This window comes from Pantoea sp. AG1095 (assembly GCF_003208415.1).
Taxonomy (GTDB): Bacteria; Pseudomonadota; Gammaproteobacteria; order Enterobacterales; family Enterobacteriaceae; genus Pantoea; species Pantoea leporis.
Window position 1 is genome coordinate 48,149 of the sequence record NZ_QKMJ01000008.1, and the last position, 24,209, is coordinate 72,357.

The following is a 24,209-nucleotide window of genomic DNA, read 5'->3' on the forward strand; positions in this document are numbered from 1 at the left end:
AATTACTTTGTATAAAAGTCATCGCCGAAATGATGCAGAAATGTTAAATAAATGAGTATTAAGAGTACGGTTTATACTTCCCCTGATTTTTCTGCGGTTTCTACCATTGGTTTTTGTTATATTGATGCCAACTGCTTGTCGCAGTTAATAATTTGTCACCCTGCGTAACATCTGTGACACCCTTAGCAAAAGGTGTCAACAGCCTTCTGACACATCCTTAAGCTGGTTTACACTGCATAAACCTTCCCGTAAAATGCGCGCACACTTAAACGACAATAGAGCCCTTTGTCATTGAGGTCGTTAAATGAGACTCAGTAAATACAATAAAAGTTTGGGGATTTTGTCATTAATTGCAGGCGCTGTATTACTCAGTGGCTGCGATAGTGCGTTGTTAAATCCCAAAGGACAGATTGCACTGGAGCAACGTTCGTTGATTCTGACAGCTTTCGGCTTGATGATGATCGTAGTTATCCCGGCAGTCTTCATGGCAGTATTCTTTGCCTGGAAATATCGGGCAACCAATACTAACGCAACTTATAGCCCTAACTGGTCACACTCAAACAAAGTGGAAGCCGTGGTCTGGACCATTCCGATCCTGATCATTATCTTCCTCGGCGTTTTGACCTGGAAATCAACCCACGCGCTGGAGCCGAGCAAACCGCTGGTTTCTGACGTTAAACCGGTTGAGATCGACGTAGTGGCACTGGACTGGAAATGGCTGTTCATTTACCCGGAACAGGGTATTGCAACCGTCAACCAGATTGCCTTCCCGGCAAACACTCCGGTGAACTTCAAGATCACCTCCAACTCCGTGATGAACTCCTTCTTTATTCCTACTCTCGGCAGCCAGATCTATGCGATGGCCGGTATGCAGACCAAATTGCATCTGATCGCCAACGAGCCAGGAACATTTGACGGTATCTCTGCGAACTTCAGTGGTCGTGGTTTCTCTGGCATGAAGTTCAAAGCCATTGCAACTAAAGACGATGCGGAATTCCAGCAGTGGGTTGCCAAAGTTAAAGCGGCACCTAACGCGCTGAACACCATGGATGATTTCGAGAAATTGGCTACGCCAAGCGAAAATCACCCGGTGGAATATTTCTCAACGGCAAATCCAGAACTGTTCAAGCAAGTGATTGATAAGTTCATGATGAGCCACGGGAAGATGGACATGCCAGAACATAAAGGCATGGACATGAGTCACGCCGCTTCCGCGGGAGCCGAGGAATAATACGATGTTCGGAAAATTAACACTGGATGCAGTGCCATACCACGAACCCATTATCGTGGTTACGGTCGCCGCTATCATCTTAGGTGGTCTGGCGCTGGTTGCTGCGATTACCTACTTTGGTAAGTGGCAGTACCTGTGGTCAGAATGGTTCACCTCCATTGACCACAAAAAACTGGGTATCATGTACATCATCATGGCTTTCGTCATGTTGCTGCGCGGCTTTGCCGATGCGGTAATGATGCGTACCCAACAAGTGATGGCTTCCGCTGGGGAAGCCGGCATACTACCGCCGCACCACTACGACCAGATCTTCACCGCTCACGGCGTGATCATGATCTTCTTCGTGGCGATGCCGTTCGTGGTAGGTCTGATGAACATCGCGGTACCGCTGCAAATCGGTGCTCGTGACGTTGCCTTCCCGTTCCTGAACAACCTGAGCTTCTGGTTTACCGCGATCGGTGTGATCCTGGTGAACATCTCTCTGGGTGTGGGCGAGTTCGCACAGACCGGCTGGTTGGCTTATCCGCCGCTTTCGGGTGCGGAGTACAGTCCTGGCGTCGGGGTCGATTACTGGATCTGGAGTCTCCAGCTGTCCGGTATCGGTACGACACTGACCGGTATCAACTTCTTCGTGACCATTCTGAAGATGCGTGCGCCGGGCATGGACCTGTTCAAAATGCCGGTATTCACCTGGGCATCACTGTGTACTAACGTCCTGATCATCGCTGCGTTCCCGGTACTGACCGTTACGCTGGCACTGTTGACGCTTGACCGTTACCTTGGCTTCCATTTCTTCACCAATGAAATGGGCGGTAACATGATGATGTACGTCAACCTGATTTGGGTCTGGGGTCACCCGGAAGTGTACATCCTGGTTCTGCCGGTGTTTGGTGTCTTCGCTGAAGTCACGGCGACCTTCTCTAAAAAGCGTCTGTTCGGTTACACCTCTCTGGTGTGGGCGACCATCGCGATTACCGTTCTGTCGTTCATTGTTTGGCTGCACCACTTCTTCACCATGGGTGCGGGCGCGAACGTAAACGCCTTCTTCGGTATCATGACGATGATCATCGCTATCCCGACCGGCGTGAAAATCTTCAACTGGCTGTTCACCATGTATCAGGGTCGCGTTGAGTTCCACTCAGCGATGCTGTGGACCATCGGCTTCCTGGTTACCTTCTCTATTGGTGGTATGACAGGTGTTCTGCTAGCGGTTCCAGGTGCGGACTTCATTCTGCACAACAGCCTGTTCCTGATCGCGCACTTCCATAACGTGATTATCGGTGGTGTGGTGTTCGGTTGTATGGCTGGCGTGACCTACTGGTTCCCGAAAGCGTTCGGCTTCACGCTGAATGAAAAATGGGGTATCCGCGCGTTCTGGTTCTGGATCATCGGCTTCTTCGTGGCATTCATGCCGCTGTATGCGCTGGGCTTCATGGGCATGACGCGTCGTATCAGCCAGGACATCGATCCTCAGTTCCACTCCCTGCTGGTGGTTGCAGCAGGCGGTGCGGCGCTGATCGCTTGCGGTATCCTGTGCCAGGTTACCCAGTTCTACGTTTCTGTACGTGATCGCGACCAGAACCGTGATCTGACCGGTGACCCGTGGGGTGGACGTACGCTGGAGTGGGCAACCTCTTCACCGCCGCCGTTCTACAACTTTGCTGTTATCCCGCATATCCATGAGCGCGATGCGTTCTGGGAAATGAAAGAGAAAGGCGAAGCGTACAAGCAGCCAGAAAAATATGAAGAAATTCATATGCCGAAAAACAGTGGCGCAGCTGTTGTTATCGCGGCTCTGATGACTGTGTTCGGTTTCGCCATGATCTGGCATATCTGGTGGCTGGCTGGCCTCACCTTCGTGGGCACCATCATCACCTGGATTGTGAAGAGCTTCGATGAAGACGTGGATTACTACGTACCGGTTGCTGAAGTCGAGCAGATCGAGAAGAAGCACTTTGACGAAATCAGCAAAGCAGGTCTGAAATAATGTCAACTGAAACTGCAAAACACCACCACGACGCCCATGCGGAGCATGGGCATCACGATGCAGGAGCCAATAAAGTCTTTGGCTTCTGGATCTACCTGATGAGTGACTGCATTATCTTCGCAACCCTGTTTGCGACCTATGCAGTTATGGTCAATAACACTGCCGGTGGCCCGGCAGGTAAAGACATCTTCGAACTGCCGTTCGTTCTGGTCGAAACCGCGCTGCTGCTGCTCAGCTCCATTACCTATGGTATGGCAGTGATTGCGATGAACAACCAGAACAAGGGCTCGGTCATCAGCTGGTTAGCGTTGACCTTCCTGTTCGGTGCTGGCTTTATCGGCATGGAAATCTATGAATTCCATCACCTGATCAAAGAAGGCTTCGGTCCTGATCGCAGCGGCTTCCTGTCAGCGTTCTTTACGCTGGTCGGCACGCACGGTCTGCACGTGACCTCTGGCCTGATCTGGATGGCAGTGATGATGTTCCAGATTTCTAAACGTGGTCTGACTGCAACCAACCGCACCCGTATCATGTGCCTGAGCTTGTTCTGGCACTTCCTGGATGTGGTTTGGATCTGCGTATTCACCGTTGTCTACCTGATGGGAGCCATGTAATGAGTCATTCTGTTAACGAACATGGCGCTTCTCACGGTAGCGTGAAGTCTTACATGATCGGCTTCGTCCTCTCTATCATCCTGACCGGTATTCCGTTCTGGATGGTCATGGATGGCGGCGCTTCACACGGCACTATTCTGGGTGTGGTTCTGGTGTGTGCGGTAGTTCAGGTGCTGGTTCACCTAGTCTACTTCCTGCACTTAGACAGCAAATCAGAAGGTGGCTGGAACATGGTGGCCATTGTCTTCTCAGCACTCATCATCTTGATTGTTGTCGTAGGCTCACTGTGGATTATGTGGAACCTCAACTACAACATGATGGCCCACTAAAGAGTCGCGTAATGATTAAGCAATACCTGCAAGTAACAAAACCAGGAATTATTTTCGGCAATTTAATTTCTGTGATCGGTGGATTCCTGCTGGCTTCGAAAGGCAGCATTGATTACACCCTGTTTCTCGCCTCGCTGGTTGGCGTATCGCTGGTTGTCGCATCAGGTTGTGTTTTCAACAACGTGATTGACCGCGATATCGACATCAAAATGGAGAGAACGCGGAACCGTGTTCTGGTCAAAGGCCTGATCTCGGCGAAAGTAAGCCTGGTTTATGCAACCGCATTGGGTATTGCTGGCTTTGCGTTGCTGTATTTCGGCGCTAACCCGCTGGCCATGTGGCTGGCGGTGATGGGCTTCGTGGTTTACGTAGGCGTTTATAGCCTCTATATGAAGCGTAACTCTGTCTACGGCACGCTGATTGGTAGTCTCTCTGGCGCTGCGCCGCCGGTGATTGGCTACTGTGCAGTGACCAACCAGTTTGATGCTGGCGCGTTGATTTTACTGGCTATCTTTAGCCTGTGGCAGATGCCGCACTCCTATGCGATTGCCATCTTCCGCTTTAAAGATTACCAGGCTGCCAACATCCCGGTTCTGCCAGTGGTGAAAGGCATTTCGGTGGCAAAAAATCATATTACGCTATATATCCTGGCGTTCATGATTGCCACGCTGATGCTGACCCTTGGCGGTTACGCGGGCTACAAATATCTGGTGGTGGCTGCGGCCGTTAGCGTGTGGTGGCTCGGCATGGCGCTTTCAGGTTACAAAACCTCAAACGATAAAGTTTGGGCGCGTAAACTGTTTGTGTTCTCGATTGTCGCTATCACCGCTCTGAGCGTGATGATGTCCGTTGATTTCATGACGCCAGCGTCGAAAGATTTACTGACTTACGTCTGGTAATTCAGCTCCGCAAAACCAGAAAGGGCGCGAATTTCGCGCCCTTTCTTTTTGTTACCACTGCTTAAGAACAAATGTTTTACCCGCCCTGCCCTGCTGCCTAAAATGGGCGCAGTATAATTTTGAGGTAAACATGAACGACAATAAAATGACGCCAGTAGAGCTTCGTGCTACATGGGGTTTAGGTACCGTTTTTTCCCTGCGCATGTTGGGAATGTTTATGGTCTTGCCGGTACTCACCACGTACGGGATGGCGTTACAGGGCGCCAGTGAAACACTGATTGGTTTCGCAATCGGTATCTACGGTTTGGCACAAGCCATCTTCCAGATTCCTTTTGGTCTGCTCTCCGATCGCGTCGGCCGAAAGCCGCTGATCGTTGGCGGGCTGCTGCTGTTCGTTTTCGGCAGCGTTATCGCCGCCACCTCCGACACCATTTGGGGCGTGATTTTAGGCCGCGCGTTACAAGGCTCCGGCGCGATTGCCGCCGCGGTAATGGCGTTGCTGTCAGATTTAACCCGCGAACAAAACCGCACCAAGGCGATGGCGTTTATCGGCATCAGCTTTGGCGTCACCTTTGCCATTGCGATGGTAATTGGCCCGATTGTCACCCACGCACTCGGTTTGCACGCGCTGTTCTGGATGATCGCCATCCTCGCGACGCTGGGCATCGTCATCACCTTATTAGTGGTGCCGAACGCACCAAACCACGTATTGAACCGCGAATCCGGCATGGTGAAAGGCAGTATCCGCGCGGTGTTGACCAATCCAAAACTGTTAAAACTGAATATCGGCATTCTCTGCCTGCACATTCTGCTGATGTCGAGCTTCGTGGCGCTGCCGGGACAGTTTGAACAAGCCGGTTTACCGGCGGCCGAGCACTGGAAAGTCTATCTGGTGACGATGTTGGTGGCCTTTGTTGCCGTGGTGCCTTTCATTATCTATGCCGAAGTGAAGCGCCGCATGAAGCGCGTGTTTGTCGGCTGCGTGGCGATCATCATCATTGCAGAAATCGTATTGTGGGGCGCGGCAGGCCACTTCTGGACGCTGGTGATTGGTGTGCAGCTGTTCTTCCTCGCCTTCAACCTGATGGAAGCGATTCTGCCATCACTGATCAGCAAAGAGTCGCCGCCGGGCTACAAAGGCACCGCGATGGGCATCTACTCCACCAGCCAGTTCATTGGTGTGGCGATTGGCGGCAGCATGGGCGGATGGATCTATGGTCATGTTGATGCTCAAACCGTGTTCCTGGTCGGTGCGATTGTCGCGGCTGCCTGGCTGTTTGTGGCGATGTCGATGCAGGAACCGCCTTACGTCAGCAGCCTGCGCATTATGCTCAGCGATGCGGTGCTGGCGGTGCCGAATCTGGAGAAGCGTTTGAAAGCGCAGCCCGGCGTGGCGTCGGTGTTTATCGTGCCAGAAGAGAAAAGTGCTTACATCAAAATCGACAGTAAAGTGACGAGCCGCGTCGAACTCGAAGCGCTGCTCGCCAGCTGCTAAATGACCAGCCCGACCATCGCGTCGGGCTTTTTGTTACAGCGACATATCCACCACGATGCGCCCTTCAATCTTGCCAGCGTGCATCCGCGCGAAAATATCGTTGATGTTAGTCAGCGGTTCTACCGCTACGGTGGCTTTCACCTTGTGACGACCGGCGAAATCCAGCGCTTCCTGCAGATCTTTGCGCGTCCCGACGATGGAACCGCGCACCGTAATGCCGTCCAACACCATATCGAAAATCGACAGATCGAATTTGCCCGGCGGCAAACCGTTCAGCACCATGGTGCCGCCACGACGCAGCGTACCAATCGCCTGTTCGAACGCTTTTGGTGAAACCGCCGTGACCAGCACGCCATGCGCACCGCCAAAACTCTCCTGGAACACCTTGGCCGGATCGACATTTTTCGCATTCGCCACCACGCTGGCACCGAGACGTTTAGCGAACGTCAGTTTCTCATCATCAATATCCACCGCCGCCACGTTCAGACCCATGGCAACCGCGTACTGCACCGCCATATGCCCTAAACCGCCAATACCGGAAATCACCACCCAATCGCCGGGTTTGGTGTCGGTCATTTTCAGCCCTTTATACACGGTGACGCCGGCACAGAGGATCGGCGCGATTTCGTTGTAATCGACGTTATCTGGAATGATGCCGACATAGTTGGCATCGGCGAGGCAGTATTCCGCGAAGCTGCCATTCACTGAGTAACCGGCATTTTGCTGCGACAGACACAGCGTTTCCCAGCTATCGAGACAGTGTTCGCAGTGACCGCACGCCGAATAGAGCCATGGCACACCGACGCGATCGCCCATTTTCAGGTGCTTAACGCCCTCGCCGAGCGCCACAACCTGGCCCACACCTTCGTGGCCCGGAATAAACGGCGGATTGGGTTTAATCGGCCAGTCGCCTTCGGCCGCGTGAAGATCGGTATGGCACACGCCGGTAGCCGCAATTTTCACTAAAATCTGCCCCGGCCCGACCTGCGGCACCGGCACCTGCTCAATCACTAACGGTTCACCAAAAGCCTTCACAACAGCGGCTTTCATGGTGGTTTTGATTTGCATATTCATCTTTCACTCTCCATTTGAACGGATGCGGACTTAGAACAGGCCCAAAGGCGCGGTGCCATAGCTAACCAGCAGATTTTTGGTTTGTTGATAGGCGCTGAGCGCCATTTTGTGCGTCTCACGGCCTACACCCGACTGCTTGTAACCGCCGAATGCCGCGTGAGCGGGATAGATGTGATAACAGTTGGTCCAGACGCGCCCGGCTTTGATGCCGCGTCCCATGCGATAAGCCAGATTGGTATCGCGCGTCCACACGCCCGCACCAAGACCGAACTGGGTTTCGTTGGCGATGGCGAGCGCTTCTGCCTCATCCTTAAAGGTGGTAACACCAATCACCGGCCCAAAAATCTCCTCCTGGAAACAGCGCATCTGGTTGGTTCCTTTGATTAAGGTCGGCTGAATGTAGAATCCATCATTCAGCTCGGTGGCCATGCTGGCGCGATCGCCACCGGTGAGAATTTGCCCGCCTTCGTCGCGTGCGATGTTGATATACGACAGGATTTTATCGAATTGCTGGCGTGAAGCCTGTGCACCAATCATGGTGTCGCTATCGAGCGGATCGCCGCGACGGATGTTCGCCACCTTGGCCATCACGCGATCCATAAAGGGTTGATAGATCGATTCATGAATCAAGGCGCGCGATGGACAGGTACAGACTTCACCCTGATTGAAGAAACCGAGTACTAAACCTTCCACCGCCTTCTCAATAAACTCGTCCTCACCATCCATCACATCAGCGAAGTAGATATTCGGCGACTTGCCGCCCAGCTCGACGGTACAGGGAATGATGTTTTCAGCAGCGCAGGCCATAATGTGGCGCCCCACCGGCGTTGAACCGGTAAAGGCGATTTTGGCGATGCGTTTGCTGGTCGCCAGCGCTTCACCCGCTTCACGACCAAAGCCCTGCACCACATTCAACACGCCAGCCGGGAAGAGATCGCCAATCACCTCCATCAGCAGAGTAATACCGAGCGGCGTCTGTTCCGCCGGTTTCAGCACGACACAGTTGCCCGCCGCCAGCGCTGGCGCCAGTTTCCACGCCGCCATTAACAGCGGGAAGTTCCACGGAATGATTTGCCCAACCACGCCGAGCGGTTCATGAAAGTGATATGCCACGGTGGTTTCATCGATCTCCGCGGTGCTGCCCTCTTGCGCACGCAGGCAACCGGCGAAGTAACGGAAGTGATCCACCGCCAGCGGAAGATCGGCGTTCAGGGTTTCGCGAATCGGTTTACCGTTATCCCAGCTCTCCGCTACCGCCAGTTTTTCGAGATTGGCCTCAATGCGATCCGCCACCTGCAACAGGATGTTGGCGCGATGCTGCACGCTGGTTTTTCCCCAGGCATCGGCCGCCTGATGCGCCGCATCCAACGCTAAATCGATATCGCGCGCATCCGAACGCGGGAACTGCGCGATATCGCTGCCATTCACTGGCGAGGTGTTAGTGAAGTATTGGCCGCTGAGCGGCTCGACGAATTTGCCCGCAATGTAGTTGCCGTAAATCGCCTGGAATGAGACCAAAGCGCCGGGCGTACCGGGATGTGCATAACGCATCGCAAACTCCTTTATGTAGGGTCAGATATTCTGAAGGCTCAGTCGCCTTCCAGAAAACGTGCTGTCAGAGGAGCTATTGCAGCGGGCGTGCCAGCTTTTTTCATCAGACGATATTTCATTAAAAAACCAATATCATCATTAAGTTAAGAGCCGCCGCACAACATGACCTGGCTATGTTGTGCAGAAAAGTTCACCATCTGTGTTGCGTATCGCAACAGTACAGAAACCGACCCGCTACAATGTCGCAACACTTTCGCTTGGGCATGAGGTCATCAATGCAGGGACATCCATCCGCGTCTGCCGTTAACGCCAATCCGCTATTAAGCGACTCCTGGTTCCGTAGCCAGCTGTATGGTCTCGATCGCACCGCCGATGATTTTCCGCGTGTTCGCCAGGGTGAACTGGCCGATGTGCTTGCCAGCAATGCCGGGCTGCAGCAATTCGCGCAGCCGGTGATCAAACAGCTGGCGCAGAAGCTGGCCGAGAAGCAATCGGTGGTGATTTTGTCGGATGCCACCGGTTTGGTGCTCAATACCTTTGGCGATATGCCCTCGCTGGAAAAAGCCCAACGTTATGCGCTGGCGCCGGGTAATTTATGGAGTGAATGCGGGCGTGGCACCAATGCGATTGGCACCGCGCTGGCGATTGATGATGGCTGCGAGATTCAAGGTCATCAGCACTTCCTGACGCTCAATCAAGGTTTGTACTGTGCGGCGATGCCGCTGCAAATGCCCAACGGTCAGATTGCTGGCGTGCTGGATATTTCCGGCCCGGCGCACTTCCCGCATCCGCAGACCTTTAGCTGGGTGAAAGCTGCGGCGAAACAGATCGAATATTTGTGGGTGAAGCAGAGCCTGCACCCGCAGCAATGGTTGATGAGCCTGCATCTGCAGCCGCAGGGTATTGATACCAGCGATGAACTGCTGCTGGTGTTCTCGGATAACGTCCTGACCGCCGCCAATCGTCTGGCGATGCGCGAACTGGCGCTGAGCGTCGGGCAACTCGGCAGCGTGACCTTTCAACAACTGTTTCCGCAACAGCAGCAGCACGCCAACAGCATTCCCGCTCCGCTCGATTACGCTACGCAGCGCTACTATTTTCGCCTGCGAGCACCGCAGCGCAGCCATTTTGCCACGCCGAGCGAACCCGCCAGCGAGCTGCCTTTCTCGCTGGGGCGCGATGGCGAGAAGATGGTGCGACTGCTCAATGCCGGCGTTTCACTGTGCATTCACGGCGAAACCGGCAGCGGCAAAGAGTATGTCAGCCGCGCACTGCATCAGCAAAGCCGCTGGCGCGAAGGCAAATTCGTTGCCATTAACTGCGCGGCCATCCCCGAAGCGCTGATTGAATCTGAGCTGTTTGGCTATCAACCCGGCGCGTTCACCGGCGCGAGCAAGAATGGTTACATCGGCAAAATTCGTGAAGCAGATGGCGGCGTGCTGTTCCTCGATGAAATTGGCGATATGCCGCTGGCACTGCAAACCCGCTTGCTACGCGTGTTGCAGGAGAAAGAGGTGGCGCCGCTCGGATCCAGCCGCAGCTGGCCGGTAAATTTCGCGGTGATCAGCGCCACGCACCGCGATTTGGCACAGCGTGTAGCTGAAGGTGAATTCCGAGAAGATTTACTCTATCGTCTGCAGGAATTCTCGATGACCATTCCGCCGCTGCGCGCCTGGCCGGATGTGGAAGGTTTTATCCGTCGATTATGGCTGGAGCTGGGCGGCGCGGATCGCGATATTCAGCTCTCACCTGCGCTGTTGACGGCTCTGGCGCAGCTGCCGTGGCCGGGCAACGTGCGGCAATTGCGCAGCTTGTTACGCGTAATGTTGGCACTGGCGGATGAAGGTGAAGAAGTGACAGAGGTCCATTTACCGGCAGAGTATCGGCGTGCGGCGGTGCAGCCACAGTCCGATCGGCAGAGTCATGATAGGCGGTTGATCAGCGAAACGCTGCAGCGCTTCAATGGTAATATCAGTAAAACGGCGGAAGCCTTAGGCGTCGCGCGCAGCACGCTTTATCGTCGTGCGGCGCGCGACAAACGCGATTAGTCGCGGAAGTTTTTGAACTGGAAAGGCTGACCGAGGTTGCCACCGCGCACCAGCGCCATCGCACCTTGCAGGTCGTCGCGTGACTTACCGGTTACGCGCAGTTCTTCACCCTGAATCTGCGTCTGCACTTTCAGCTTGCTGTCTTTAATCAGCTTCACCAGCTTTTTCGCGATATCACTTTCGATACCTTTCTTCAGCTTGGCTTCCACCGACCAGTTTTTACCGCTGTGCACGATCTCTTCTGGCACTTCAATCGCCGCGCCTTCAATGCCACGCTTCAGCAACTTTTCGCGCAGAATATCCACCAGCTGTTTGACCTGGAAATCAGATTCGCTGCTGAGTTTGATGGTCTCGTTCTTTTCGTTGAGCTCAATGGTTGCACTCACGTTACGGAAATCGAAACGAGTTGAGATCTCGCGGTTCGCATTCTCCACGGCATTTCGCACTTCCGACAATTCGACTTCGGAAACGATATCGAAAGATGGCATCTTTTCTTCTCCTGATACTAAAGTGACATGCATAATACGCGTCTTGTGGCGCTAATAAAACACGATACGCGGAAAGCTATACTTACCCGTAACGTGAAAACAGGAACCCGCCCACGGGAGGCAAAATGAAAATTACCGTGTTGGGGTGTGGCGCCTTAGGTCAAATTTGGCTCGCCGCTCTCGCCCGTCAGGGACATGAGGTGCAGGGCTGGTTACGTGTACCGCAGCCCTATTGCTCAGCCAACGTAGTCGATCCGCAAGGCGAGGTGAGCAATCACACCTTTATTGCCAACGATCCGCTGTTCCTCGCCGAAAGCCAGCTGTTACTGGTGACGCTCAAAGCGCCCCAGGTTTCCCCTGCGGTGAAAAATCTGCAAAGCGTGCTGCCGACGCACGCGCCAATTCTGCTGCTGCATAACGGCATGGGAACGTTGGAAGAGCTGAAAGATTTGCGTCAGCCGCTGTTGCGCGGCATCACCACGCACGCGGCAATGCGCGACGGCACGGTGATTAAGCATATTGCGCACGGCATCACCCATATCGGCCCTGCTAATAGTGAGAGCGCCGCACTCAGCGATATCGCTGATATTCTGCATCAGGCGCTGCCGGATGTGGCCTGGCATGACAATATCGCCGCCGCCAGCTGGCGCAAGCTGGCAATCAACTGCGTGATCAATCCGATGACCGTTGAGCACGATTGCCAGAACGGGGCGCTGCGCGCCTGGCCGGAACAAGTCGCGCTGCTGTGCGAAGAGATCGCCTGGGTGATGGAGCGCGAAGGCCAGCACATGGCGGTGGATAATCTGCGCGACATCATTTACGACGTGATCGATAGCACCGCCGCCAATACCTCATCAATGTTGCAGGATGTGCGCGCGCAGCGTCTGACCGAAATTGATTACATCACCGGCTACCTGTTGCGTCGCGCCCGCGCGCAGGGCATTTCACTGCCGGAAAACACCCGTTTGTACGATCTGATTAAACGTAAGGAGTCCCACTATGAGCGCGAACGCATCGGTTCTGGTTTGCCTGGCACATGGAAGTGAAGAGACCGAAGCGGTCACCACTATCGATTTGCTGGTACGCGGCGGATTAAGCGTCACCACCGCCAGCGTGGAGAGCGATGGCACGCGTGAGATCGTCTGTTCGCGCGGCGTGCGGCTGCTGGCGGATGCGCCTTTGGTTGAGGTGGCGGATAACGACTACGATGCGATTGTGCTGCCCGGCGGTTTGAAAGGCGCGCAGACCTTCCGCGACAGCCCGTTACTGGTGGAAACCGTGCGCCAGTTCCATCTCTCCAGCAAGATTGTGGCGGCGATTTGTGCCGCGCCGGGCACGGTTTTGGTCGCGCACGATCTGTTTCCGGTCGGCAATATGACCGGTTTTCCCGGCCTGCGTGACACCATTCCCGACAGCAAATGGATGGAGCGCCGCGTGGTGTGGGATCCGCGCGTTAATCTGCTGACCAGCCAGGGACCGGGCACCGCAATGGATTTTGCGTTGAAGCTGATTGATTTGCTGGTGAATAAAGAGACCGCGCGTGAAGTGGCTTCACAGCTGGTGTTAGCAGCAGGGATTTATAATTATCAGGAGTTTGAAGAGCGGTAACGTTGTTACAACAGACTGCACATGATTGTAGCGGCGTGATTAATTGCGCATTTCACTGCAACACTGATGCCGCATGAAATACGCGTGATTCATCGCGCCGCTACGGTTTATCGCTTATGGACGATAAACCTTCACGTTTTTGAAGCCCTGCTCATGCAGATAGAGCGCCTGCAAGCGACTCATCACACCGCGATCGCAATACAGCAGCCAGGTTTTACTCTGGTCCAGGTCGCCAAACTGGGTGCTGAGTTTATAGAACGCCAGAGTCTTCACTTCAACGCCTTCAACGATCAGCGGATTCGCCTCCTGCTCATCGGCCGAACGGATATCCAGCACCACGTCGTTGCTGATGAAGGAGTCAACGGTTTCAACTTCCACCACTTCTTCTTCCGTCTGCTCGGCGATTTCACGGATATCGACGTTGCTGGCTTCCTGCACCACGCGATGAAGTATCTCGAAATCGAAGTTTTGCTCTTCCGCTTCGATCTTGCCCTTCACCGCTTTAACGGTTGGGCTTTTCGAAATCACGCCGCAATATTCTGGCATGGTGCGGGCAAAATCTTCGGTGCCGATCTTACGTGCCACATCAATGATGTGCTCTTTGTCATGGGAGATCAGCGGACGCAGAATCAGCGTATCGGAGGCGTTATCGATCAAACGCAGGTTGGTCAGCGTCTGGCTGGAAACCTGGCCCAGCGCTTCGCCGGTCACCAGCGCCTGCACGCCGTAACGTTCCGCCACCATTGACGCCGCACGCACCATCATACGCTTCAGCACCACGCCCATTTGGCCGTCGTCCACTTTCTCAAGAATCTCACCGACTACCGGCTCGAAGTTGATCGCTACGAAACGTACGCGGTGTGAGCGACCAAAGCGCTGCCACAGGTAATGTGCAACCTGGCGCACGCCAATCTCGTGTGCCGCACCGCCAAGGTTGAAGAAGCAGTAATGCACGCGGCAGCCGCGACGCATCAGCATGTAGCTCGACACGCCAGAATCAAAACCGCCGGAAATCAGTGACAGAACATCTTCCTGGGTACCAATCGGGAATCCGCCTAAGCCTTCATAGCGTGCGGTGATCAGCAACAGGCGATCGTCGTCGATCTCCAGATTCACCGTTTCTTCCGGACGATTGAGCTGCACGCGCGCGCTGGCGATGTGTTGGTTAAGGCCGCCGCCAACGTAGCGTTCCACGTCCTGCGAGCTGAAGCTATGCTTGCCGCGACGCTTGACGCGCACGCAGAAGCTTTTGCCTTCCAGACGCTCGCGGTTCAGCACCAGCGTCTGCTCGAAGATGTCGTGCATATCGGTGTAGGCGCGATCTTCCACCGCCAGCACATGGTGAATGCCCGGAATGCGCGTCAGTTCGGTGACAAGGGTCTCGCGCAGCGACTCATTCTTAGAACGCACTTCAATGTGGTCCCAATGGCGCACGACTTTAATCTCTTCATCCACGGTGCGCAAAATATTACGAATGCTACTGGAGAGAATTTTGATAAAACGCAGACGTACCGACTGACTTTTGATGGTGATTTCTGGAAACAGCTTGACGATAAACTTCATGGCGACAGGGGTTCGTTTGGACAAATAAGTGCTAAAAGCATCGGCACTTAACTGTTAAAATCATATAATTGCGGGTTAATTCAGGAGCCCCCGCATCCGAGGCGCAAAAGTATATCACCTTTGCCGGGTGACTGCTTTAAGCAACCTTCATCACATTCATTATTTTGCTAATTAATCCTCGTCAGCTACCATGACCGATTGCAAGATGATCTCCTAACCTGTGAGTCGACACTGATTATGCCGAAAAAAGCCGAAGCGCCTGCCAGTTTTGAAAGCGCATTAGAGCAGCTGGAACAGATTGTTAGCCGCCTGGAAAGTGGCGAGCTGCCGTTAGAGCAGGCGCTGAACGAATTTGAACGCGGCGTACAATTGGCACGTACCGGTCAGCAAACCCTGCAGCAGGCAGAGCAGCGTGTGCAAATTCTGCTTAGCGATGAGAAAGATGCCGCCCTCGCCCCTTTTACCCCGGAAAATGAGTAATGGATTTTGCTAAACTGCTGAGCGCTTACCATCAACGCGTTAATCAGGCATTGACGCGCTTAATAGATCCACTTCCTTTTCAGAGTTCTCCTCTGGTGAATGCCATGGAGTATGGGGCATTATTAGGCGGTAAGCGTCTGCGTCCCTTTCTGGTGTACGCAACAGGCGAAATGCTAAAGGCCGATGCCGCCAGCCTCGATGTGCCGGCTGCGGCCGTGGAATGCATCCATGCTTATTCCCTGATTCATGACGATCTGCCGGCGATGGACGACGATGCGTTACGCCGCGGGCAGCCAACCTGCCATATTAAATATGGTGAAGACACGGCGATTCTCGCCGGCGATGCTCTGCAAACTTTGGCCTTTTCGATTCTGGCCGATCAGCCGATGCCTGGCGTCAGCGCCGACGCGCGTATTGCGATGATTTCCGAACTGGCGCAGGCCAGCGGCGTGGCAGGCATGTGCGGCGGTCAGGCACTGGATTTGGCGGCGGAAGGCAAAAGCATCGATCTGGCGCAGCTGGAACAGATTCACCGCCATAAAACCGGCGCGTTAATTCGCGCCGCGGTACGTCTTGGCGCATTAGCCGCCGGCGATCGTGGCCGCGCCGCGATGCCGCTACTGGATACCTACGCCAATGCCATCGGACTGGCGTTTCAGGTGCAGGATGACATCCTCGATGTGGTCGGCGATACCGCCGTGTTAGGAAAAACACAGGGCGCGGATCAGGCATTGGGTAAAAGCACCTATCCTTCATTGATGGGGCTGGAAAATGCCCGCAGTAAAGCCTGGGATCTTTATCAAGAGGCGCTCGGCGCGCTCGATATTCTGGCGGCACAGTCTTACAACACACTCGCCTTACAAGCGCTGGCAAGCTTCATAATTGAACGCGATAAATAACTTTCATAATGAGTCTCTGATGAGTTTTGATATTGCAAAATACCCGACACTGGCGTTAGCCAACACGGTTCAGGAATTACGTTTATTACCGAAAGAAAAACTTCCGGAGCTGTGTGACGAACTGCGTCAGTATCTGCTGGATAGCGTGAGCCGATCTTCCGGCCACTTTGCATCGGGTCTGGGCGTCGTCGAGCTAACAGTGGCGCTGCATTATGTTTATAACACCCCCTTTGATCATCTGGTGTGGGACGTGGGACATCAGGCCTATCCGCACAAAATTCTGACCGGACGCCGCGATCGCATCGGCACCATCCGCCAGAAAAATGGCCTGCATCCGTTCCCGTGGCGCGGTGAGAGTGAGTACGACGTGCTGAGCGTAGGTCACTCCTCCACCTCGATCAGCGCCGGGCTCGGCATGGCGGTTGCCGCCGAACGTGAAGGCAAAGGCCGCCGCACCGCCTGTATTATTGGCGATGGCGCGATCACCGCTGGCATGGCGTTTGAAGCCATGAACCACGCCGGTGACATCAAGCCGGATATGCTGGTGATCCTCAACGACAACGAGATGTCGATCTCCGAGAACGTGGGTGCACTCAACAATCGCCTGGCACAGATTCTCTCCGGGAAAACCTATTCACGCCTGCGCGAAGGCGGCAAGCGTGTATTGGGCGGTTTGCCGCCGATCAAAGAGCTGGTGAAGCGCACAGAAGAGCACCTGAAAGGCATGGTGGTGCCGGGTACGCTGTTTGAAGAGCTAGGCTTTAACTACATCGGCCCGGTAGATGGTCACGACGTGCTGACGCTGGTGAGCACGCTGAAGAACATGCGCGATCTGAAAGGTCCGCAGTTCCTGCACATCATGACCAAAAAGGGCAAAGGTTATGCCCCTGCGGAAGAAGATCCGATTACCTGGCATGCGGTACCGAAGTTCGATCCCGCCAGCCTGGCGCTGCCGAAAAGCGTGCCCGGCTTGCCAAGCTACTCGAAGATTTTCGGCAACTGGCTGAGCGAAATGGCGGCTGACGATCCGCGCCTGATGGCGGTCACGCCAGCGATGCGCGAAGGTTCGGGCATGGTGAGCTACTCACGCGACTATCCGCAGCAATATTTTGATGTGGCGATTGCCGAGCAGCACGCGGTAACGTTCGCGGCGGGTATGGCGATTGGTGGTTACAAACCGGTTGTGGCGATCTACTCGACCTTCCTGCAGCGCGCCTACGATCAGCTGATCCACGACGTCGCCATTCAGAAATTGCCGGTGCTGTTTGCTATCGATCGCGGCGGTATTGTCGGCGCGGACGGTCAAACTCATCAGGGCGCATTTGATATCGCGTTCTTACGCTGCGTGCCAGAGATGGTGATCATGACGCCAAGCGATGAAAACGAATGTCGTCTGATGCTTTACACTGGATATCACTATCAGGATGGCCCAAGTGCGGTGCGTTACCCGCGCGGTACCGGCACCGGCGCAACGCTGGAACCGCTGGCGAGCTTGCCGCTGGGCAAAGGTATCGTGAAGCGTCGCGGCGAAAAGCTGGCGATCCTTAACTTCGGTACTTTGCTGCCAGAAGCCGCTGCCGCTGCGGAAGCGCTGAATGCCACGCTGGTGGATATGCGTTTTGTGAAGCCACTCGATGAAGCACTGATTGCCGAGCTGGCGGCCAGCCACGATTCGCTGGTTACGCTGGAAGAAGGCGCCATCAAAGGCGGCGCCGGCAGCGGCGTCAACGAGTACGTGATGGCAAAACGCCTGCGCGTGCCGGTGCTCAACCTCGGCCTGCCGGATGAGTTCATCCCGCAAGGTACGCAGGAAGAAGTACGTCAGGATTATCAGCTGGATGCCGCCGGTATTCAGCAGCAAATCTCTGACTGGCTCGCCCAGTAATCTGCCCGACTCGCTCACCGCCCGGTGAGCGAGCCTGCTCTTATGCTTAGGGAACGATTTCCCTCAAGCATAAGAGCAGGAGCCCAAATAGATGAAAACCATTCCCCTAGGCCAAACCGACTTACAGGTTTCACGTCTCTGTTTAGGCTGCATGACTTACGGCGATCCCACGCGCGGCAATCACGCGTGGACGCTGCCTGAAGAGAGCAGCCGACCGTTGATCAAGCAGGCGCTGGAAGCCGGCATCAACTTCTTCGATACCGCTAACAGCTATTCCGATGGCAGCAGCGAAGAGATTGTGGGCCGGGCGCTGAAAGATTTTGCCCGTCGCGATCAGGTTGTGGTCGCCACCAAGGTCTATTTCCCGCTGAGTAATCTGTCACAAGGCTTGTCGCGCCAGAATATCCTGCAATCGATTGATGACAGCCTGACGCGCCTAGGTATGGAGTATGTCGATCTGCTGCAGATTCACCGCTGGGATTACGCCACGCCGATTGAAGAGACGCTGGAAGCGCTACATGAAGTGGTGAAATCCGGCAAGGCGCGTTACATCGGTGCATCATCAATGCACGCATCGCAGTTTGCTCAGGCGCTGGATCTGCAAAAGCAAAATAACTGGGCGCGCTTTGTCAGCATGCAGGATCAGTACAACCTGATTCAGCGTGAGGAAGAGAATGACATGCATCCGCTGTGTCAGCGCGAAGGGATCGCGGTGCTGCCGTGGAGCCCGCTGGCGCGCGGTAAACTCACGCGTCCATGGGGCGAAACCACCGCACGTTCGGTATCGGATAATGTGATGGAGAAGCTGTATACCGGCACCGAAGAGAACGATGCGGCAATTGCAGAGCGTCTGGCTAACGTAGCCGCCGACAAAGGCGTGACGCGCGCGCAGGTGGCGCTGGCGTGGCTATTACATAAACCGGCGGTCACCGCGCCGATCATTGGCGCTTCGCGCGAGCAACAGTTCGCCGAGCTAGTGAAAGCGGTGGATGTTGAGTTGAGTGAGAATGAGATTGCCGAGCTGGAAACGGTATATCAACCGCACCCGGTGGTGGGGTTTGAGTAAGGTAGACTATTCCCCTCACCCCAACCCTCTCCCGCAAGCGGGCGAGGGAGCGGAACGTGCAGTACCCACCTAATTGTCCCCTCTCCCACTTGTTGGAGCAGAACGAGCAGTCCCTACCTAATCGTCCCCTCTCCCACTTGTGGGAGAGGGTTAGGGTGAGGGCAATTTACTTCGCGCCGAAGTGATCAAACCCTTTCACATCTACACTGCGCGGTTTGCCGTTCTCCAGCAAACTCAGCCCTTCCGATTCGGGTGCAATCTGCCCAATACAGGTATAAGGCACACCAAAATGGCCGAGCGCCACGTCAATCGCGCCACGGTTCACTTCTGGCACGGTAAAGCACAGCTCGTAATCTTCGCCGCCGCTCAACGCCCATTTCAGCACCAGTTCAGGCTCGAAGTGATCGCGCAGGGCCGCTGAAAGCGGTAACGCGTCGAGATTGATGCGAGCGCCAACGCGGCTGGCGGTCAGCACATGGCCGAGATCGGAAATCAGGCCATCAGAGATATCGATCGCCGAGGTTGCCAGCCCCCGCAGCGCCTGGCCTTGCAGCACGCGCGGCATTGGACGCAAATGGCGTTTGATCAACGCTTCGTGCACCGCCGGATCGTTCAGGCGATGGCGATGCTGCAGCAGCGATAAACCGGCCGCGCTGTCACCCAAGGTGCCGGTGACAAAGATCCAGTCGCCTGGCTTCGCGCCCGAACGTTTCAGCGCCCTTCCCACTGGCACTAAACCGTGAATGCCGAGCGTCATGCTCAGCGGTCCGCGCGTGGTATCGCCACCAATCAGCTGCATGTCATAGTAATCCAGCAGCTCAAACAGGCTGTCGCTAAAGGCCGCCACCCACGGTTCATCAATTTCAGGCAGCGTTAATGCCAGCGTCAGCCAGGCCGGATCGGCGCCCATGGCGGCTAAATCACTGAGATTAACGGCGACGGCTTTGTAGCCGAGATCGGCGGGATGGATATCACGTAAGAAGTGGACGCCTGCAACCAGCGTGTCGGTGCTGATGGCAAGTGTCTGTTTTTCTGGCACGTTAAGTAACGCGCAGTCGTCACCAATTCCTTTCTCCACATCGCGGCGGGAGCTGGTGACGCGGTTAAAGTAACGTGCAATCAGTTCGAATTCACCACAAGACATAAGTCAGGTCTCAATGAGAAAAAGGCCGGATAACCGGCCTTTAACGCTATTTTTTGTTTGGTCGAATTTGCGGGGCAGCTTTGTCGAGCACACCGTTGACGAATTTGTGGCTGTCTTCAGCACCAAACACTTTTGCCAACTCGATGCCTTCGTTGATGGCCACTTTATACGGCACATCAGAACGCTTGCTCAGCTCATACAGCGAAATACGCAGGATGGCTTTTTCTACCTGGCCCAGCTCTTCCAGCTGACGCGACAGGTAAGGCTTCATCAGACCGTCCAGGTACGCGCTGTTAGTCGCCACACCGGCCAGCAATTCGCGGAAATAGCTAATATCGACGTCTTTGACGTCTTGTTCCGCCAGAAACTGGTATTCCACATCGGCAATGTCGTTCTTAGACAGCTGCCAGGAGTAAAGCGCCTGGACAGCGCACTCACGGGCGCGACGACGAGCAGCAGGTTTCACAAAATTCCCCTTACAAAAATCAGGCTTTGATGGCTTTCAATACGTTGATCATTTCGAGTGCAGTCAGGGCCGCTTCGGCACCTTTATTACCTGCTTTCGTGCCGGCGCGTTCAATCGCCTGCTCGATATTTTCAGTGGTCAACACGCCGAAGGTCACCGGGATTTCGCTGGTCATCGCGACGTGCGCAATGCCCGAGCTGGCTTCACCGGCCACATATTCGAAATGTGCGGTGCCGCCACGGATGACAGTGCCCAACGCAACAATGGCGTCGTGCTTACCGGCTTTCGCCAGTGCGCGTGCTGCCAGCGGCAGTTCGTATGCACCTGGAACCCAGACAACGGTGATGTTATCTGCTTTCACCTGGCCGATGCGCTTAAGTGCGTCAATCGCGCCGTCCAGCAGGCTGTCATTAATGAAGTTGTTAAAACGCGCAATTACGATGGCAATGTTTGCATCAGGCGTGGCAACAGGAGCTTCGATAACTTTCATACATATCCTTTGGGTTGTTTTATGGCCCCGCAGAAGGGGGCGGATTCTATCATACTCTTTGGCGACGCGCTCAGGCTTTTCCGCGCGCTTTCAGCGCGGCGTCAGCGTCAGGCGCAGGTCATCGCCAACCAGGCGCACATCGCTAAAATTCAGGGCCGGCGCATCGGCCAGCTGTTCCAGTCCGGGCAGCGTGCACAGGCCGCGTGCGGCATTCCCTAACAGCTTTGGCGCCATGTAAACAATCAGCTCATCCACCAAGCCCGCTTGCAGCAAAGCACCCGCTAATCCGGCACCCGCTTCCACCCACACGCTGTTGATCTGGCGCTGGCCGAGCAACATCATCACCGCGACCAAATCAAGCTGTTCACCACGCTGCGGCACCGCAATCTGGGTCACGCTGGCGGGCCACGCGTGTTGATCGGGCTCGCAGCGCATTAGCCAGGTTTCGCCTGGCTGGTCAATCAGTCGGTGTTGCGGCGTGACGCGCTGTTGGCTGTCAATCACCACGCGCACCGGCTGACGCAGCTGGCTTTCATCAAGCTGCGCACGCACCTCTTCATTCAATTGCCTCCAGCGTACCGTGAGCGACGGATTGTCAGCCAACACCGTGGCGCTGGTGCTAAGAATAGCTGAACTCTGGGCGCGTAAACGTTGCACATCGCGCCTTGCGGCCGCGGATGTGATCCACTGACTTTCGCCACTCGCCATGGCGGTGCGGCCATCAAGGGATGCGCCGAGTTTCAGCTGGATCCACGGGAATCCGGTCCGCATACGTTTGAGAAAACCCCGGTTCAGCGCTTCCGCTTCGTTCATCATCAGGCCATGACTGACGTCGATGCCCGCCTGCTGTAAACGGTAGAGTCCACGTCCTGCCACCTGCGGATTGGGATCCTGCATCGCGGCGACCACGCGCGTCACGCCTGCGGCAATCAGCGCATCGCAGCACGGCGGCGTGCGTCCATGGTGGCTACAAGGTTCCAGCGTGACATACGCGGTTGCGCCAGCAGCTCGTTCGCCCGCCATACGCAGCGCATGCACTTCGGCGTGCGGTTCGCCGGCGCGCTGATGCCAGCCTTCGCCGACAATCTCGCCCTCGCGCACAATCACGCAGCCGACGTTGGGATTAGGTGTGGTGGTAAAGCGTCCGCGCCGCGCCAGTTCCAGCGCGCGCGCCATATAGCGTTCGTCAGTCATGGATTAGTCCTGTAGGCGGGCGATCTCTTCACCAAAATCGCGAATATCTTCGAAGCTGCGATAGACCGAGGCAAAGCGAATGTAGGCCACTTTATCGAGCTTTTTCAGCTCATCCATCACCAGATTGCCGATCAGTGCGCTTGGCACTTCGCGTTCACCGGTGGCACGCAGCTGAGTTTTAATATGATTGACCGCGCTTTCAACCGCATCGGCGCTGACGGGGCGTTTTTCCAGCGCCTTAATCATGCCGCTGCTGAGCTTGTCTTCATTGAAGGGTTCACGCACATCGTTGCTTTTTACCACGCGCGGCATCACCAACTCTGCCACTTCAAAGGTGGTAAAACGCTCATGACACACCAGACACTGACGACGGCGACGCACCGACGATCCTTCACTAACCAGACGAGAATCAATCACTTTGGTGTCCACAGCGGAGCAGAATGGGCAATGCATGAGGCTTCCTGATGCGAGATAAATAGGCCACACAGTGTAGCGCGATCGCGCCACAAAATGTATGTGTGTGGCACATAATGTGTGAATCCCCGTTTGTGACGTTAAGCCAAATGCAAGACATCACCTACATGACCACAGGCAAAAAACCACTACGCTTAAAGAGCCGCCAGCAAGGCGGCCAACATCATAAAAATCTGGAGGATGTATGGGTCTGTTTGATTTCGTGAAAGATGCTGGAGAAAAACTGTGGGATGCCGTCAGTGGCGGCGGCGACGATGCCAGCAAGAAATTGCAGGATCACATCAACAAACTCGGTTTGCCCGACAGCGATAAGGTCAAGGTGGATGTCAAAGGCGATACCGTTACTGTGACTGGTGATGGCATCTCTCAGGAGTTAAAAGAGAAGATTCTGGTGGCCGCCGGTAACGTCGCGGGCATCACCAAGGTGGATGACAAGGTCACCGCCAGCGATGCCGCTACGCCTGCTAAATTCTACACCGTGAAAAAAGGCGATACCTTGAGTGCAGTATCGAAAGAGGTCTACGGAAATCCTAATCAATACAACAAGATTTTCGAGGCGAACAAGCCAATGCTGACGCATCCTGATAAGATCTACCCTGGCCAGGTTTTACGAATTCCCGAATAAAGAAAGGACATTGCATGACGATCAGGACGTTTTGGGCTCCGGCAGCACTCTCTTTGCTGGTTCTCAGTGGTTGCAGTTCAACGCCGGTTTCACCGCAGGTCAAAGAGTTGCATCAGGAGGTGAGTCAGCTTAATCAGCAGATGCGCAAGCTGACCAATCAGGCAACGGCGCTGGAGATTCAGGGACAGCTGAACAGCCAATCCACCCAGGGCGCGTGGCTGTTGCCGCAAGCCAATACGCCGGTGGAGTTACAGACGCAGCTAGGTAAATTGCGTTTGTCACTCTCGCAGGTGGCGGGTGAAGCCAGCGGCAGTCGCGCCAATCTGAATATCCGCTCAACCGATGATCAGCCGATTCCGGCACTGCGCGCGACCGTGGTATGGGGCGAAATGGATCCGGCCAGCGGCAAACCGCTTAACGCGGGCAGCCTGAGCCAGACCATCGAGGTTCCTGCACAGTTAATGCCGCGCAGTTCCGTTAGCGTACCGCTGCGACTCAGCGGGTTAACTCCGGAGCAACTCGGCTACGTGCGCGTGCACGATGTTGAGCCTCCAGCGATGAAAACCACGCCCTGATCGACAGGCATAAAAAAACGGGCT

24 protein-coding genes are annotated in these 24,209 nt (G+C 55.0%); 15 read left to right on the plus strand and 9 right to left on the minus strand.

The window, feature by feature from the left end:
• The first annotated feature begins 304 nt into the window (after nucleotides 1–304).
• The 6 genes from cyoA to DEU53_RS16330 all read left to right on the plus strand — a co-directional run bounded on the left by cyoA (nucleotide 305) and on the right by DEU53_RS16330 (nucleotide 6,555).
• Nucleotides 305–1,231, plus strand: coding sequence for a cytochrome o ubiquinol oxidase subunit II (gene cyoA / locus DEU53_RS16305; protein WP_101762426.1), 927 nt, complete (start codon nucleotides 305–307; stop codon nucleotides 1,229–1,231).
• 4 nt (nucleotides 1,232–1,235) lie between these two features.
• The gene (gene cyoB, locus DEU53_RS16310) at nucleotides 1,236–3,218 is read left to right on the plus strand and encodes a cytochrome o ubiquinol oxidase subunit I (RefSeq protein WP_101762427.1); all 1,983 of its coding nucleotides are present in this window, start codon (nucleotides 1,236–1,238) and stop codon (nucleotides 3,216–3,218) included.
• On the plus strand, nucleotides 3,218–3,832 hold the full coding sequence (locus DEU53_RS16315; RefSeq protein WP_007886985.1) for a cytochrome o ubiquinol oxidase subunit III: 615 nt from the start codon (nucleotides 3,218–3,220) through the stop codon (nucleotides 3,830–3,832). Before cyoB ends, DEU53_RS16315 begins: the two co-directional genes overlap by 1 nt.
• Entirely contained in the window at nucleotides 3,832–4,161 is a 330-nt protein-coding gene (locus DEU53_RS16320) for a cytochrome o ubiquinol oxidase subunit IV (RefSeq protein ID WP_007886986.1), read from the plus strand. Before DEU53_RS16315 ends, DEU53_RS16320 begins: the two co-directional genes overlap by 1 nt.
• An 11-nt stretch (nucleotides 4,162–4,172) precedes the next feature.
• On the plus strand, nucleotides 4,173–5,060 hold the full coding sequence (gene cyoE, locus DEU53_RS16325; protein ID WP_008103945.1) for a heme o synthase: 888 nt from the start codon (nucleotides 4,173–4,175) through the stop codon (nucleotides 5,058–5,060).
• 130 nt (nucleotides 5,061–5,190) lie between these two features.
• Nucleotides 5,191–6,555: an MFS transporter gene (locus DEU53_RS16330; protein WP_110867744.1), complete on the plus strand. Its 1,365-nt coding sequence runs from the start codon at nucleotides 5,191–5,193 to the stop codon at nucleotides 6,553–6,555.
• Between the two features lie 33 nt (nucleotides 6,556–6,588).
• On the opposite strand, the gene adhP is transcribed toward DEU53_RS16330, so the two are convergent.
• Together adhP and DEU53_RS16340 are read right to left on the minus strand one after the other, a co-directional pair.
• Nucleotides 6,589–7,629 (minus strand): alcohol dehydrogenase AdhP, encoded by a 1,041-nt coding sequence (gene adhP, locus DEU53_RS16335; protein ID WP_110867745.1) that lies wholly within the window; start codon nucleotides 7,627–7,629, stop codon nucleotides 6,589–6,591.
• A gap of 30 nt (nucleotides 7,630–7,659) precedes the next feature.
• The gene (locus tag DEU53_RS16340; RefSeq protein WP_110867746.1) at nucleotides 7,660–9,180 is read right to left on the minus strand and encodes an aldehyde dehydrogenase family protein; all 1,521 of its coding nucleotides are present in this window, start codon (nucleotides 9,178–9,180) and stop codon (nucleotides 7,660–7,662) included.
• A 275-nt stretch (nucleotides 9,181–9,455) separates the two neighbouring features.
• Here DEU53_RS16340 and DEU53_RS16345 point away from each other — a divergent pair, with 275 nt between their 5' ends.
• Entirely contained in the window at nucleotides 9,456–11,228 is a 1,773-nt protein-coding gene (locus tag DEU53_RS16345; protein WP_110867747.1) for a sigma-54-dependent Fis family transcriptional regulator, read from the plus strand.
• Here DEU53_RS16345 and DEU53_RS16350 read toward each other — a convergent pair.
• Entirely contained in the window at nucleotides 11,225–11,716 is a 492-nt protein-coding gene (locus DEU53_RS16350; RefSeq protein ID WP_110867748.1) for a YajQ family cyclic di-GMP-binding protein, read from the minus strand. The two genes, DEU53_RS16345 and DEU53_RS16350, sit on opposite strands and share 4 nt — an antisense overlap.
• 125 nt (nucleotides 11,717–11,841) lie before the next feature.
• Here DEU53_RS16350 and panE point away from each other — a divergent pair, with 125 nt between their 5' ends.
• Entirely contained in the window at nucleotides 11,842–12,762 is a 921-nt protein-coding gene (gene panE / locus DEU53_RS16355) for a 2-dehydropantoate 2-reductase (RefSeq protein WP_110867749.1), read from the plus strand.
• Nucleotides 12,716–13,324 carry a protein deglycase YajL gene (gene yajL, locus DEU53_RS16360; RefSeq protein ID WP_101762434.1) on the plus strand — a complete coding sequence of 203 codons (609 nt, stop codon included), beginning with the start codon at nucleotides 12,716–12,718 and terminating at the stop codon, nucleotides 13,322–13,324. Before panE ends, yajL begins: the two co-directional genes overlap by 47 nt.
• A gap of 114 nt (nucleotides 13,325–13,438) precedes the next feature.
• On the opposite strand, the gene thiI is transcribed toward yajL, so the two are convergent.
• Nucleotides 13,439–14,887: a tRNA uracil 4-sulfurtransferase ThiI gene (thiI, locus tag DEU53_RS16365; protein ID WP_110867750.1), complete on the minus strand. Its 1,449-nt coding sequence runs from the start codon at nucleotides 14,885–14,887 to the stop codon at nucleotides 13,439–13,441.
• Between the two features lie 237 nt (nucleotides 14,888–15,124).
• Here thiI and xseB point away from each other — a divergent pair, with 237 nt between their 5' ends.
• The 4 genes from xseB to DEU53_RS16385 all read left to right on the plus strand — a co-directional run bounded on the left by xseB (nucleotide 15,125) and on the right by DEU53_RS16385 (nucleotide 19,217).
• Nucleotides 15,125–15,367 carry an exodeoxyribonuclease VII small subunit gene (gene xseB / locus DEU53_RS16370; protein ID WP_101762436.1) on the plus strand — a complete coding sequence of 81 codons (243 nt, stop codon included), beginning with the start codon at nucleotides 15,125–15,127 and terminating at the stop codon, nucleotides 15,365–15,367.
• The gene (gene ispA / locus DEU53_RS16375; RefSeq protein ID WP_101762437.1) at nucleotides 15,367–16,266 is read left to right on the plus strand and encodes a (2E,6E)-farnesyl diphosphate synthase; all 900 of its coding nucleotides are present in this window, start codon (nucleotides 15,367–15,369) and stop codon (nucleotides 16,264–16,266) included. The genes xseB and ispA overlap by 1 nt, the downstream gene beginning before the upstream one ends.
• A 19-nt stretch (nucleotides 16,267–16,285) precedes the next feature.
• Nucleotides 16,286–18,151 carry a 1-deoxy-D-xylulose-5-phosphate synthase gene (gene dxs, locus DEU53_RS16380; RefSeq protein WP_110867751.1) on the plus strand — a complete coding sequence of 622 codons (1,866 nt, stop codon included), beginning with the start codon at nucleotides 16,286–16,288 and terminating at the stop codon, nucleotides 18,149–18,151.
• Nucleotides 18,152–18,242: 91 nt separating this feature from the next.
• Nucleotides 18,243–19,217: an aldo/keto reductase gene (locus tag DEU53_RS16385; RefSeq protein WP_110867752.1), complete on the plus strand. Its 975-nt coding sequence runs from the start codon at nucleotides 18,243–18,245 to the stop codon at nucleotides 19,215–19,217.
• A gap of 166 nt (nucleotides 19,218–19,383) precedes the next feature.
• On the opposite strand, the gene thiL is transcribed toward DEU53_RS16385, so the two are convergent.
• The 5 genes from thiL to nrdR form a co-directional block, all read right to left on the minus strand.
• Nucleotides 19,384–20,361, minus strand: a complete 978-nt coding sequence (thiL, locus tag DEU53_RS16390; RefSeq protein WP_101762440.1) for a thiamine-phosphate kinase — start codon at nucleotides 20,359–20,361, stop codon at nucleotides 19,384–19,386.
• 46 nt (nucleotides 20,362–20,407) lie between these two features.
• Nucleotides 20,408–20,827, minus strand: a complete 420-nt coding sequence (nusB, locus tag DEU53_RS16395) for a transcription antitermination factor NusB (protein WP_007887007.1) — start codon at nucleotides 20,825–20,827, stop codon at nucleotides 20,408–20,410.
• Between the two features lie 19 nt (nucleotides 20,828–20,846).
• Nucleotides 20,847–21,317: a 6,7-dimethyl-8-ribityllumazine synthase gene (gene ribE / locus DEU53_RS16400; RefSeq protein ID WP_007887008.1), complete on the minus strand. Its 471-nt coding sequence runs from the start codon at nucleotides 21,315–21,317 to the stop codon at nucleotides 20,847–20,849.
• Between the two features lie 90 nt (nucleotides 21,318–21,407).
• On the minus strand, nucleotides 21,408–22,511 hold the full coding sequence (gene ribD, locus DEU53_RS16405; RefSeq protein WP_110867753.1) for a bifunctional diaminohydroxyphosphoribosylaminopyrimidine deaminase/5-amino-6-(5-phosphoribosylamino)uracil reductase RibD: 1,104 nt from the start codon (nucleotides 22,509–22,511) through the stop codon (nucleotides 21,408–21,410).
• Nucleotides 22,512–22,514: 3 nt separating this feature from the next.
• Nucleotides 22,515–22,964, minus strand: a complete 450-nt coding sequence (gene nrdR, locus DEU53_RS16410; protein WP_008103978.1) for a transcriptional regulator NrdR — start codon at nucleotides 22,962–22,964, stop codon at nucleotides 22,515–22,517.
• Nucleotides 22,965–23,169: 205 nt separating this feature from the next.
• Here nrdR and lysM point away from each other — a divergent pair, with 205 nt between their 5' ends.
• Nucleotides 23,170–23,610 carry a peptidoglycan-binding protein LysM gene (gene lysM, locus DEU53_RS16415; RefSeq protein WP_110867754.1) on the plus strand — a complete coding sequence of 147 codons (441 nt, stop codon included), beginning with the start codon at nucleotides 23,170–23,172 and terminating at the stop codon, nucleotides 23,608–23,610.
• 14 nt (nucleotides 23,611–23,624) lie between these two features.
• Nucleotides 23,625–24,185 (plus strand): DUF3251 domain-containing protein, encoded by a 561-nt coding sequence (locus tag DEU53_RS16420; RefSeq protein WP_110867755.1) that lies wholly within the window; start codon nucleotides 23,625–23,627, stop codon nucleotides 24,183–24,185.
• Nucleotides 24,186–24,209: the final 24 nt, after the last annotated feature.